The organism is Paraburkholderia humisilvae, from assembly GCF_902859855.1.
In the GTDB taxonomy this organism is placed as follows: domain Bacteria; phylum Pseudomonadota; class Gammaproteobacteria; order Burkholderiales; family Burkholderiaceae; genus Paraburkholderia; species Paraburkholderia humisilvae.
Genome location: NZ_CADIKH010000001.1, coordinates 247,420 through 260,259 on the forward strand (window position 1 = coordinate 247,420; position 12,840 = coordinate 260,259).

General features: G+C 62.7%; 12 protein-coding genes and 1 pseudogene. 5 read left to right on the plus strand and 8 right to left on the minus strand.

Features of this window, described 5'->3' with window-relative positions; all coding sequences use genetic code 11:
• Window positions 1-20: 20 nt before the first annotated feature.
• Window positions 21-626: pseudogene (locus tag HV796_RS43960) on the minus strand (MFS transporter); the annotation flags it as partial.
• A gap of 98 nt (window positions 627-724) precedes the next feature.
• Here HV796_RS43960 and HV796_RS01050 point away from each other — a divergent pair.
• Window positions 725-1,429 carry a pseudouridine synthase gene (locus tag HV796_RS01050; protein ID WP_175224282.1) on the plus strand — a complete coding sequence of 235 codons (705 nt, stop codon included), beginning with the start codon at window positions 725-727 and terminating at the stop codon, window positions 1,427-1,429.
• Between the two features lie 160 nt (window positions 1,430-1,589).
• Window positions 1,590-1,778 carry a hypothetical protein gene (locus tag HV796_RS01055; RefSeq protein ID WP_175224284.1) on the plus strand — a complete coding sequence of 63 codons (189 nt, stop codon included), beginning with the start codon at window positions 1,590-1,592 and terminating at the stop codon, window positions 1,776-1,778.
• A gap of 84 nt (window positions 1,779-1,862) precedes the next feature.
• On the opposite strand, the gene HV796_RS01060 is transcribed toward HV796_RS01055, so the two are convergent.
• Window positions 1,863-2,921, minus strand: coding sequence for an NAD-dependent epimerase/dehydratase family protein (locus tag HV796_RS01060; RefSeq protein ID WP_175224540.1), 1,059 nt, complete (start codon window positions 2,919-2,921; stop codon window positions 1,863-1,865).
• An 81-nt stretch (window positions 2,922-3,002) separates the two neighbouring features.
• On the opposite strand from HV796_RS01060, the gene HV796_RS01065 reads away from it, so the two are divergent.
• From HV796_RS01065 to HV796_RS01075, 3 genes are all read left to right on the plus strand, one after another.
• Complete coding sequence (locus HV796_RS01065; protein WP_175224286.1) at window positions 3,003-4,034, plus strand: CDP-6-deoxy-delta-3,4-glucoseen reductase; 1,032 nt, start codon at window positions 3,003-3,005, stop codon at window positions 4,032-4,034.
• Window positions 4,035-4,328: 294 nt separating this feature from the next.
• A complete protein-coding gene (locus HV796_RS01070) occupies window positions 4,329-5,513 on the plus strand; it encodes an acetylornithine transaminase (RefSeq protein WP_175224288.1) in 1,185 nt (394 codons plus the stop codon).
• A 19-nt stretch (window positions 5,514-5,532) separates the two neighbouring features.
• Complete coding sequence (locus HV796_RS01075) at window positions 5,533-6,033, plus strand: GNAT family acetyltransferase (RefSeq protein ID WP_175224290.1); 501 nt, start codon at window positions 5,533-5,535, stop codon at window positions 6,031-6,033.
• Between the two features lie 169 nt (window positions 6,034-6,202).
• Here HV796_RS01075 and HV796_RS01080 read toward each other — a convergent pair whose 3' ends face one another.
• The 6 genes from HV796_RS01080 to ispH all read right to left on the minus strand — a co-directional run bounded on the left by HV796_RS01080 (window position 6,203) and on the right by ispH (window position 12,838).
• Window positions 6,203-6,919: an ABC transporter ATP-binding protein gene (locus HV796_RS01080; protein WP_175224291.1), complete on the minus strand. Its 717-nt coding sequence runs from the start codon at window positions 6,917-6,919 to the stop codon at window positions 6,203-6,205.
• Window positions 6,919-7,695, minus strand: a complete 777-nt coding sequence (locus HV796_RS01085) for an ABC transporter ATP-binding protein (RefSeq protein ID WP_175224293.1) — start codon at window positions 7,693-7,695, stop codon at window positions 6,919-6,921. Before HV796_RS01085 ends, HV796_RS01080 begins: the two co-directional genes overlap by 1 nt.
• Window positions 7,696-7,712: 17 nt before the next feature.
• Window positions 7,713-8,882: an ABC transporter permease subunit gene (locus HV796_RS01090; protein WP_175224295.1), complete on the minus strand. Its 1,170-nt coding sequence runs from the start codon at window positions 8,880-8,882 to the stop codon at window positions 7,713-7,715.
• A 36-nt stretch (window positions 8,883-8,918) separates the two neighbouring features.
• A complete protein-coding gene (locus HV796_RS01095; RefSeq protein WP_175224297.1) occupies window positions 8,919-9,869 on the minus strand; it encodes a branched-chain amino acid ABC transporter permease in 951 nt (316 codons plus the stop codon).
• A gap of 225 nt (window positions 9,870-10,094) precedes the next feature.
• Entirely contained in the window at window positions 10,095-11,324 is a 1,230-nt protein-coding gene (locus tag HV796_RS01100) for a branched-chain amino acid ABC transporter substrate-binding protein (protein ID WP_175224299.1), read from the minus strand.
• A 554-nt stretch (window positions 11,325-11,878) separates the two neighbouring features.
• Entirely contained in the window at window positions 11,879-12,838 is a 960-nt protein-coding gene (ispH, locus tag HV796_RS01105; RefSeq protein WP_175224301.1) for a 4-hydroxy-3-methylbut-2-enyl diphosphate reductase, read from the minus strand.
• Between the last annotated feature and the right edge of the window lie 2 nt (window positions 12,839-12,840).

Below are 12,840 nucleotides of genomic sequence, written 5' to 3' on the forward strand. Positions count from 1 at the left end.
CGCGACAAGCATACCGCGCCGATCCAGCCGACCAGCAAGCCACCCAGCGCCGGTCCGGCCGAATAGGCCACGCTGCGTGCGAGCTCGATGCGGCCGTTCGCTGCGGAGAGCGCCGCGCGGCTCACGAGCGACGGCACCAGTGCCGGAGCCGCGACGCCGTATGCGACCGTGCCGGCTGCGCCGAGAAAACCGAGCACCGCTAGCAACGGCAACGACAGCGCATGCGCAAACACCAGCAGCAGCACACCCACCATCGACAACATGCGGACCGCTTCGGCATGCGTCATCAATGCGCGGCGCGAGCTGCGATCGGTCAGCACGCCGAGCGGAATCGACAGAAGCAGGAACGGCAGCGTCTGCGCGGTCTGCAGCAAACCGGTCTCGCGCGCCGTTGCACCGAGCGCGAACACCGCGACAAGCGGCGCTGCGGCAAGGCCGATCTGTTCGGCGGACTGAGCGAAAAGGTTCGACCACGCAAGTCGCTGAAACGCAGCGGGCAAGCGCGTCGAGGGACGCAGCGATTCAGGAAGGCTCAGGTTGATGCGCATTGATGGACTCCTGTTCGTTCGGTCAGTCCATCGTCGCAATTTGCCCGCTGCGCGGCCCTCCGGTTCTTGCGATCTCATCGGGCGCGCGAGCACACGGCCGCGCGCGGGTAGAATGCACGCTTTCGCCGCGCAACGTGCGCGCCGGTGCGGTCCCGCACACCGTTCATCACCGGTTCATGAATCTGGAAAGCATTCTGTTCTCGCAAGGCTTCGGCTCGCGCCGACAATGCCGTGCAATGATCGTGGACGGCCGCGTCGCGATCGACGGCGCCGTGCTCAGCGACCCTGCCACGGACCTGTCTGCCGCAGGTCTCACATTCAGCGTCGACGGCACCGCGTGGCCATATCGCGAGTTTGCTTACGTCGTGCTGAACAAACCGGCCGGCTATGAGTGTTCGCGCGAACCGCAACATCATCTGAGCGTGTTCAACCTGCTGCCGCCCCCCTTCGCGACACGCGGCGTGCAATGCGTCGGCCGGCTCGATCAGGACACTACCGGCTTGCTGCTGCTGTCCGATGACGGCAAGTTCGTCCATGCGCTTACGTCACCGAAACGAAAAGTGCCGAAGGTGTACGTCGCGACAACCCGCTATTCGCTCGACGACGCACAACTCGATGCATTGCGCTCCGGCGTGCTACTACACGGCGAGCCTAAGCCCGTCGCCGCCGTGGCGGCGCATGCGCGCGCTACGCACACGCTCGAACTGACCGTGCTGGAAGGCAAATACCATCAGGTCAAGCGGATGGTCGCGGCCGCGGGCAATCGGGTCGAGGCACTGCATCGGAAACGCATTGGTGGATTGACCCTACCCGAGGGTTTATCCGAGGGTACATGGCAATGGCTCGATGACGCCGCGCTCGCGTCGCTGCGCGGCGGCTGAAGCCGGATCGTCGGGCCGCACCGTATCGACGGCAGCTACGTTGGACTCCGTACGAAACAACTGAGAAATGCAGCGTTGGCGCTGCGACGCAGCATGCCGTCTAGCGCGGCACCTCCTATACTCCTTACACAAAGATTAAAAGGCGAAAGGGAGGGACGCCATGATCCAATTCGGCAATTTCGCGATTTCCTACTTGACGGTTGGATTTATCTGTGTCGCCTCGCTGACATTGATTGGGCTAGTCGTCGCGATGCACGTCAGACACAAATATGACCCGAACCTCGTCGGCGCACTGGTTGGCGGCTTCCTCTGTTTCCTGTTGCTCGAGGCCTTGCCGGCGCTGACCTGATCCCGCGCGGCCGCATCGCTGAGCGATCGTACTGATATCCGGCTTCCTGCATCGATCCGGGTGCCGCTCAGTGTCCCGCGCGCGTCAGTCCTGGCCCTTGCGTTGCAAACGTTGCGCGCGCACCGTTCGAAAAAAATCGTCGACGTCCGGATAGCGCAGCCGCACCTTCAATTCGCGCTTGAGGCGCTCGTTCGCAAGACGCCTCGACTCGCGCATGAACGACAGCATCATCGGCTCCAGTTGCCGCTCCGCTTCGATGCGCGACACGCGCGGCGCGCGAGCGAGTTCGAACGCGTCCGCGACGCGGTCGAAGTATTCGCCCATCTTCAGCGTGCTGTCGTCGGACGCATGAATTACACGCGACGGCCGGCCGTGCGTGGCCATGCGCAACAGGATTGCGGCAAGATCGTCGGCGTGGATGTGATTCGTGTAAACGTCCTCCGCATCGATCAGCGCGGGCGTTCGTCTTTCGAGCCGCGCGAGCGGCAACCGGTTCGCCGCATAGATGCCCGGAATGCGCGCGATCGACGTGCTCACCCCGCCGCGCACGGCCGCCCGTCTCAATTGGCGCTCGGCCGATACGCGTCGCTTCGCGCGCGCATTGCCCGGCGCCACCGGGCGCGTCTCGTCAATCAGCGCACCGCCGCAGTCGCCGTAAACCCCGCTCGTACTCGCGTAGACGATTCTCGGCGGTGCGTGCAGGCGTCGGGCGCGCTGCGGCCCGTCGGGTACAATACGCGTTCGCGCTGTTTTGTGCGGCGTCCATGCGGCGCGCAGCCGCCGTTGCCTGCCCAGCGGCGTGTGAGCAGCCAGATGCGCATGCGCTGCCGCGCGTACGCGCGGGGCGGTCAACGTTGCGAGCAACGCGCGCGTGCGCGTGTCGTCATCGCCGGTTTTCGGCGGCGGCGCGAGATGCAGCACGGTCGGTGCGAGACCCGCCACGCGTGCAAGGCTGCGCCGCACATCCAGGTCGCCCACAAGCGGCGTCGCGCCGGCCGCGCGCAGTTCAGCGCGGCGCCCGGCGTGGCTGGTCAGCGCAAAGATATGCGCGCGGTGCCGCAGTCGCTCGACGCAGCGCGTGCCGACGTCGCCGCATCCTACAATCAGCACGCGCGGCCTGCGCAAGGTTCGTGTCGCATTCATCGTGCACGAATTGTAGCCGCCAGGGGCAGATTGCATCGGGCACGATGCGCGCGTTAGTGACTTTTCGACTTCGATTGATCTATGGCTTTTAACGTAACGATCCGGCAAAGCGGCAAGCAGTTTCAGGTGGAACCGGATGAACCCGTGCTGACCGCTGCGCTGCGCCAGGGCATTGGCCTGCCGTACGGCTGCAAGAACGGCGCGTGCGGCTCGTGCAAGGGCACCGTCCTCTCCGGTCAGGTCGAGCAGCGCCCGCATTCTTCGTCAGCGCTGTCCAACGATGAGAAAACCCGCGGCATGGCGCTCTTCTGCTGTGCGACACCGGGTTCGGACCTCGAGATCGACGTGCGCGAAATCGCGGGCGTCGGCGACATGCAGGTGAAGAAGCTGCCCTGCCGTATCAACGCGATCGAGCGCAAAGCCGACGACGTCGTCGTGCTGAAGCTGCAATTGCCCGCCAACGAACGCCTGCAATATCTTGCCGGTCAGTACCTCGAATTCATCCTGAAGGACGGCAAGCGCCGTAGCTACTCGATGGCCACGCCGCCGCACAGCGAAGGTCCGGTCGAGCTGCATATCCGCCACATGCCGGGCGGCGCGTTCACTGATCACGTCTTCAGCGCGATGAAGGAGCGTGACATCCTGCGCTTCGAAGCGCCGCTCGGCACGTTCTTCCTGCGCGAGGATTCGGACAGGCCGATCATCCTGCTCGCATCCGGCACCGGCTTCGCACCGATCAAGGCGATCATCGAGCACGCGGTGTTCAAGAATCTGCAGCGGCCGATGACGCTCTACTGGGGCGCGCGCCGCAAGAAGGACATCTATATGCTCGAGCTCGCCGAGCAATGGGCGAAGGACATCCCGAACTTCAGTTTCGTACCGGTGCTCTCCGAGCCGGATCCGAGCGACGCGTGGACCGGCCGCACCGGCTTCGTTCATCGTGCGGTCATCAAAGATCTGCCAGACTTGTCCGGCTACCAGGTGTACGCCTGCGGCGCACCGGTGATGGTCGAATCGGCGCAGCGCGATTTTACGCAGCACCATCGCCTGCCCGAAGATGAGTTCTATGCGGATTCGTTCACGAGCGCGGCCGATCTCGCGCACCCGGTCTGATCAGCCGTTTTACATCGCGAAAGCCGGCGCGGGTGAATTTCCGCAAATTTTGGGTTTACACCGTCGCCGGCCTTGTCGTATTCTTGCGCGCATGAACCACATCCTGTCCGAACTTCGACGTCGCCGCTCGCCGCTCCCCTAGGGGCGCGTGGCTTCGTTTATGAATTCGCGTCGGTGCATCACACGCGGTTCGGATCATGAAAGCCACGGCACGCCGTGGCTTTTTTGTTTGCGTGCCGTTTTCCGTTATCGGTCTGTTTCCGTTCTTCTTCCTGCTGCCTGGAGCCTGTCGCCATGAAATTCAATGAGTACCCGATCGAGTCGCTGATGTACATCACGAACCGGCCCGAAATCGTCTTCACGCACGGCAAGGGTTCATGGCTGCATGACAACACCGGCAAACGCTACCTCGATTTCGTTCAAGGGTGGGCGGTCAACAGCCTCGGACACTGCAACGAAGGTGTCATCGACGCGCTGGACAAGCAGGCACGCCTGCTGATCAATCCGTCGCCGGCGTTCTATAACGAGCCGATGGCCCAGCTCGCGGGCCTGCTCACGCAGCACAGCTGCTTCGACAAGGTCTTCTTCGCCAATAGCGGCGCTGAAGCGAACGAAGGCGCGATCAAGCTCGCGCGCAAGTGGGGCAAGAAGTTCAAACACGGCGCGTACGAGATCATCACGTTCGATCACAGCTTCCACGGCCGCACGCTCGCCACCATGTCCGCCAGCGGCAAGCCGGGCTGGGACACGATCTACGCGCCGCAGGTGCCAGGCTTCCCGAAAGCCGATCTGAACGACATCACATCGGTCGAGAAGCTGATCAACGCGAAGACGGTCGCGGTCATGCTCGAGCCGATCCAGGGCGAAGGCGGCGTGATTCCGGCGACTCGCGAATTCATGCAGCAACTGCGCGCGCTGACGAAGAAGCACAACGTGCTGATGATCGTCGATGAAGTGCAAAGCGGCTGCGGCCGCGCGGGCACCTTGTTCGCGTACGAGCTGGCCGGTATCGAGCCGGATGTGATGACGCTCGGCAAGGGGATCGGCAGCGGCGTGCCGCTTGCCGCGCTGCTCGCGAAAGCGGAGTGCGAAGTGTTCGAGGCCGGCGACCAGGGCGGTACCTACAATGGCAACCCGCTGATGACGGCGGTCGGCTACTCGGTCATCTCGCAACTGACCGCACCCGGGTTCCTCGAAGGCGTGCGCCAGCGCGGCGAGTATCTGCGCGCGCAACTGCTCGAACTGTCGAAAGAGCGCGGTTTCGAGGGCGAGCGCGGCGAGGGTTTGCTGCGCGCGCTGCTGCTCGGCAAGGATATCGGCAACCAGATCGTCGAGAAGGCACGCCTGCTGCAGCCGGACGGCCTGCTGCTCAATGCCGCGCGGCCGAATCTGCTGCGCTTCATGCCGGCGCTGAACGTGACCACGGACGAGATCGACCAGATGATGACGATGCTGCGTACCGTGCTCGATTCGCTTTGATCGACTGAAGAGCGTGCCTATGACTCCTCCGATCTCTCCGACCCGCGTTTCCATCCGCACCTTCTCGGAAAGCGATACCGATCAGGTGATCGCGTTGTGGCGCGATGCGTTTCCTGAGTACCGCGATGCAACGCGGCCGCAGCGCAACCCGCATCTGTCGATCGCGAATAAGCTCGCGACACAACCGGAGCTGTTCTTCGTCGCGGTGGAGGCCGGCCGCGTGGTCGGCACGGTGATGGCCGGCTACGACGGGCACCGCGGCTGGATGTACTCGCTGGCCGTCGATAGCACGCTGCGCCGCCGCGGTGTCGGCACGCAGCTCGTCCACCACGTGGAAGCGGCCCTGGCCGCGCGCGGCTGTCCCAAGGTGAATCTGCAGGTGTTGAGCGCCAAAGGCGAGATTCGCGGGTTCTACGAGCGGCTCGGCTATCGGATGGATGAGGTCGTCAGTCTCGGCAAGCGGTTGGGCACGCTGGCTGACAACGCGTCCACCGGCCACGTCGAACCGCAACGCGCATGACGTAGGCAAGCCGCCATCGCGCGAAGAACGAAGCGCGAAGCGCGGCACATACGCGGCACATACGCCGCCCATAAACAGAGGGCCGCGTGCATTGCCTGCACGCGGCCCTCTTCGCATCGTGCGCCCGGTTCAAAACCGGACGCACGATACCGCACCTGTCTTCGCCCGCTTATTCACCCAGATACGCCGCGCGCACCTTCGGATCGTCGAGCATCTTCTTCGCGTCGCCGGACATCGTCACCATCCCCGAGTCCATCACGTAGCCGCGATTCGCCGCCTGCAACGCCAGACGCGCGTTCTGTTCGACGAGCAGCACCGTCAAGCCTTCTTTCGATATCTCCCGCACCACTTCGAAGATCTTCTCGACCATGATCGGCGACAGGCCCATCGACGGCTCATCGAGCAACAGTAGCTTAGGCTTGCTGATGATCGCGCGCGCCATCGCGAGCATCTGCTGTTCGCCGCCGGACAGCGTACCGGCCAGTTGTGTCGCGCGCTCCTTCAGGCGCGGGAAGAAGCCGAACATCCGTTCGACGTCCTTCTTGATGCCGTCGTCGTCGGTGCGCAGATACGCGCCCATCTGCATGTTTTCGTAAATCGTCATCCGCGCGAAGATGCCGCGGCCTTCCGGCACCATCGCGAGGCCGCGCTTGAGCAGCTCGTGCGCCGGCAGCCCCTTGATCGACTGGCCCATGTACTCGATGTCGCCTGCCGAGTACGGCTTGAGGCCCGTGATCGCCTTCATCGTCGTGGTCTTGCCCGCGCCGTTCGCGCCGATCAGCGTGACGAGCTCGCCCTGCGCGACTTCCATGTCGACACCCTTGACTGCCTGGATGCCGCCATAGTTGACCTGCAGGCCCTTGATTTTCAACATCGCCGTAGCCATCAGTGGACCCCCGCACCGAGATATGCCTCGATCACTTTCGGGTCTTTCTGCACGTCGTGCGGCAGACCCTCGGCGATCACCTTGCCGTAATCGAGCACTGTCATCCGGTTGCACAGGCCCATCACCAGTTTCACGTCATGCTCGATCAGCAGGATCGTCTTGCCGTCGCTGCGGATCTTGTCGAGCAACCGCGTCAATTCGACCTTTTCCGTCGCGTTCATGCCCGCGGCCGGCTCGTCGAGCGCAAGCAGCTTCGGATCGGTCGCCAGTGCGCGTGCGATCTCCAGACGCCGCTGGTGGCCGTACGACAGGTTGCGCGACGTGTAGTCCGCGTACTGCAGCACGCCGACATATTCGAGCAGTTCGAGCGCGCGCTCCTTGATCTCGCGCTCTTCCCTGCGCTCAGCCGGTGTCTGGAATACCGCGCCGAACAGGCCGTGCTTCGTGCGCACATGACGCCCGACCATCACGTTCTCGAGCGCGGTCATGCCGCCGAACAGACGGATATTCTGGAAGGTGCGTGCAATGCCGGCCTTCGCAACCTGATACACCGCGGTCGGCGTGTAGTTCTGGCCGTCGAGCTTGAATTCACCCGAGTCCGGCGAATAAAGGCCGGTGATCACGTTGAAGAACGTGGTCTTGCCGGCGCCGTTGGGGCCGATCAGTCCGTAGATCGAACCTTCCTCGATTTGCAGGCCGACGTCCGAGAGGGCCTGCAGGCCGCCGAAGCGCTTGTTCACGCCTTTGACGGATAGTCGAATCGTTTTGTCGCTCATCGTGGTGTCCCCTGCCGTTACGCGCGCGCCGGCTTCTTGCCGTTACGCTTCGCCAGTTTCGCAATCTTGTCCTCGTGCTTCGGCGACGGCCACAGGCCTTCCGAGCGGTACAGCATGATGAGCACCATCGCGAGACCGTACAGCAGCTGGCGGATCACTTCGGTATCGACCACTTCATGGCCGAACAGGAAGTGCTGCAGCGGCCCCATCGTCGTACGCAGGAACTCGGGGAACACGGCGAGCAGCACCGCGCCGAGAATCACGCCCGGAATATGCCCCATGCCGCCCAGCACCACGCATGCGAGCACGACGACCGATTCCCAGAAGGTGAACGACTCGGGCGACACAAAACCCTGGAAGCCCGCGAACATCGCGCCTGACAGGCCGCCGAACGACGCGCCCATTGCGAACGCAAGCAGCTTCACGTTGCGGGTATTGATGCCCATGGCCTTCGCGGCGATTTCGTCTTCACGAATAGCCGCCCACGCGCGGCCGATACGCGAGTGCTGCAGGCGCGTACAGGTCCAGATCACGAGTAGCGCGCACAGCACGAACAGGTAGTAATACATGTACACGGACGGGAACGTGAACCCGAACAGCGTGTGCGTTTGCGACAGATTGAAGCCAGCGACATGCACCGGGTCGATGCCGGTGATCCCCTTCGGCCCGTTGGTGATGTTCACCGGGCGGTCGAGGTTGTTCATGAAGATCCGCACGATTTCACCAAAGCCCAACGTGACGATCGCAAGGTAGTCGCCGCGCAGGCGCAGCGTCGGCGCGCCGAGCAGCACGCCGAACATTGCCGCGAGTGCCATCGCAAGCGGCACGACGATCCAGATCGGCGCGTGCAGGCCGTTCGGGGCCAGCGCGGCGATCCACGCAAACTGGGTCGTCAGGTGCGGCGACGTGAGCAGCGCCGCGGTGTACGCGCCGATCGCATAGAACGCGATGTAGCCGAGGTCCAACAGGCCGGCAAAGCCGACTACCACGTTCAGGCCTAGCGCGAGCATCACGTACAGCATCGCGAAGTCGAGCACGCGCACCCAGTAGTTGCCGCCGGCTGCGCCGATGATCATCGGCGCAGCGATCACGAACACCGCGGTGATGACGCCGACCATCAGCGTCTTCGTCATGTTCTTCTCGGGGATGAGCGTCGTCGACGGCTCGATCGGTTGAATTGAGGTCATGGTTATCTACTCCTGTTGGCCCGATTTCGCCCGAGGTCAGGCACGATCCGCGACACGTTCGCCGAGCAGGCCCGACGGACGGAACACCAGCACGATGATCAGCACGATGAACGCAAATACGTCCTGGTAGTTACTGCCGAATACGCCGCCGGTCAGGTTGCCGACATAGCCCGCGCCGAGCTGCTCGATCAGGCCGAGCAGCACGCCGCCGACCATCGCGCCGCCAAGGTTGCCGATACCGCCCAGCACCGCCGCGGTGAACGCCTTCAGGCCCGGAATGAAGCCCATGTAAAAGTGCGCATTGCCGTATTCGGACGCGATCATCACGCCGGCCAGCGCGGCGAGCGCGGAGCCGATCATGAAGGTCGCCGAGATCACGAAGTTCGGGCTCACGCCCATCAGGCTCGCGACGTTCGGATTTTCGGCGATCGCGCGCATCGCGCGGCCGAGCTTCGTTTTGTGCACGAGCAGCAGCAGACCGCCCATCACGAGGAAGGCGACGACGATGATCACAATTTCAGTCATCGAGATCACGGCGCCGGGGTTCGTGTCGGTCGCCTTGATCACGTTGATCGGGTCGGTGGGCAGCAGCTGCGGAAAGGCGAGCGGATTGCGGCCCCAGATGATCATCGCGATCGTCTGCAGCAGGATCGACACACCGATTGCCGTGATCAGCGGTGCGAGACGTGGCGCACGGCGCAGCGGCCGGTACGCGACGCGCTCGATCGTGAAGCCAACCACCGCGCAAACGCAGGCGGCAATGATCAGCGCGATGGCGAGCGTCGCCACGTTGCCGAGGCCGGGAAAGTGATTCTGCAGCACGCCGATGGCCGACAACGAGACCATTGCGCCGATCATCAACACGTCGCCGTGCGCGAAATTGATGATGCCCAGAATGCCGTACACCATCGTGTAGCCCAGTGCGATGATCGCGTAGACGCTACCAAGCACCAGTCCGTTGATGATCTGCTGGATGAAAATATCCATTTAATACTCCTTGGCCCGTGCGACTGGATTCACGTTCATCATCGGCCGGGGTGGCGGTGGTGAAGCACGGAATCGCAACGGCACTGCGGTACTGATGTAAAAGACCGGTAAGGGTTATTCGCATCGAACGTGCGTGCGGCTGGTTCGCAACAGCGCCCACGTTCGAAGCGGATGCAAAAACGGCACCGACGGATGGTTCGGTGCCGCCACGCTTTATTCCCGTCATCACATCTTCACGACGTCGAGAACGGTCTTCTTGCCGTCCTTGAAGTCGTAAAGCGTAATGGCGCCTTCTTTCAAATCACCCTTGTCGTCGAATGCGATGTGGCCGATTACCCCGTTGTAATCGGTGGACGGCATCGCAGCCAGCACCTTGGGCGCGTCGATCGAATTGGCGCGCTTCATTGCGTCGACGATCACGTATACAGCGTCATACGTGAACGGTGCGTAAATCTGCACCGGCGTGTGGAAGCGGTCGGTGTACTTCTTTTCGAAGTCCGCGCCCCGCTCCATCTTCGAAAGCGCAAGTCCTGCTTCCGAACACACGAGGTTCTGTACGGCTTGCCCTGCCAGCTCCTCGACCTTGTCGGTGCACACGCCGTCGCCGCCAAGGATTTTTGCCCTGATACCGAGCGCCGCCGCCTGTCTGGTGAACGGTCCGCCCGTTGCGTCCATGCCGCCGTACATGATCACGTCCGGCTGAACGCTTTTGATTCTGGTGAGAATGGCCCGGAAGTCGGTGGCCCGGTCATTCGTCGCTTCCCGCGCAACGATCGTCGCACCGCTCGCCTGCACGGTTTTCGCGAATTCATCGGCGAGGCCCTTGCCGTACGCCGTTGCGTCGTCGACGACGGCGATCCGTTTCGCGTTCAACGCCTTCGTCGCGTAGTTGGCCAGCGCCGGGCCCTGCTGCGCGTCGGTCGCGACCACACGGTAGGTGGTCTTGAATCCCTGCTGCGTATACGCAGGATTCGTCGACGACGGCGAGATCTGCACGATGCCCGCATCGCTGTAGATCTTCGACGCCGGAATCGACACGCCGGAATTCAGATGCCCGACTACTGCCACCACGTGATCGTCAACGAGACGCTGAGCGACTTGCGTGCCCGTCTTCGGGTCACCTGCGTCGTCCTGCGCGTCGAGTTCCAACTGGATCTTGCGGCCGTCGATCGTCAGTCCCTGAGCGTTGATCTCCTCGACCGCGAGGCGCGCTCCGTTTTCGTTGTCCTTGCCAAGATGTGCAATCGGACCGGTCAACGGCGCCGCGTGGCCGATTTTCACCACAGTCGCCGGGTTTGCTCCACTATTTGTCCCGCCCGCACTCGCCGGCGCTGCCGCCGCGGTCGCGGTTGCCGACGCGGCCGTGCTCGCTTCCCCGTCGTTCTTCCTGCTGCACCCGGTCGACATCACGACCGCGGCCGCGATAGACACGGCGAAAGCAAACTTGACATGCATCAAATAGGTCTCCTGCGCCTTGCTCAATCCGATGTTCCGAAGCGCCTGAAGCCTTAAGAACGCGCGCATTGTAACTCCAATTATGGGATGGGCAATATTGTTGAATGCGCAGGGTTTTCCATCATTGCAACCACTTTTTGAGATCCGTATCGCGGGTTTGGCGCAACCCGGTTGCGATGCGTTATTTGTGCCACAGTTGCACCATTCCGGAAAACCTGCTGCCTTGCCCGTGAGCCTTGTGGTTGCTGGGAAAGCGCGAGCCTCAAAGGTTTCGAGCGCCTGCCGGGATACGCGCAGGCCACTCCAATTTACGCATTGTTTTGGTGCAAATCGCCACCACCACTGAGCCGTGAAGCATCGATTTAAAAAGGGGTACGATAGCCGTTTACAGACCAAATTACGCCGCCAATTTCCCAAAAACTGTGCGGCCTGGCACATCCAAAACGGCTTCATCGCATGATGTGGAACTTATTTTCGGCGAAACACGATAAAAAAAAGCGCGCCCGCAAGGCGCGCTTTAGCTGCGGCGATCGCGTGCTCGCGATCGCACCCCATCAGACGGGCAGACCCAACCCTCGAGGAAGCGGAAACGCAATGTTCTCCTCGATTCCGTCGAGCGCGCGCACGTTGCGCACGCCCATCTCGCGCAAGCGGCCGATCACAGCTTGCGCGAGCGCTTCAGGCGCCGACGCGCCGGCTGTCACGCCAATGCGCTTCTTGTCGATGACCCATTTCAGGTCGATCTGGTCAGGTGAATCGACCATATAGGCGGGCACGCCAAGCTTTTCCGCCAGCTCGCGCAGACGGTTCGAATTCGAACTATTCGGGCTGCCGACTACGATCACGACGTCGCACTGCGGCGCCATGAATTTCACGGCGTCCTGGCGGTTCTGCGTCGCGTAGCAGATGTCCTGCTTCTTCGGCTCGCGGATTTGCGGAAATTTAGTCTTCAGCGCCGCGATGATTTCGGCCGCGTCGTCAACCGACAGCGTGGTCTGCGTCACGTAGGCAATGCGGTCCGGATCGGCCAGCACGAGCGCCTGCACGTCTTCGATGTCTTCGACGAGATACATGCCTTGCTCGGTCTGGCCCATCGTGCCCTCGACCTCCGGGTGACCCTTGTGGCCGATCATCACGACATCGAAGCCTTCCGCGCGCATCTTCGCGACTTCGATATGCACCTTGGTCACAAGCGGACAGGTCGCGTCGTACACGCGCAATCCGCGCGACTCGGCCTCGGCACGCACCGCCTTCGACACGCCGTGCGCGCTGAAGATAACCGTGCTGCCCGACGGCACTTCGTCGAGCTGTTCGATGAAGATCGCCCCCTTTTTGCGCAGATCCTCGACGACATACGCGTTATGGACGATTTCATGGCGCACATAGATGGGTGAGCCATACAGTTTGATCGCGCGCTCGACGATCTCGATCGCGCGGTCGACGCCGGCACAGAACCCGCGCGGCTGCGCTAGCAGGATTTCCGTTTCGGCGAGAGTCGTATCCATGATGCTCATGT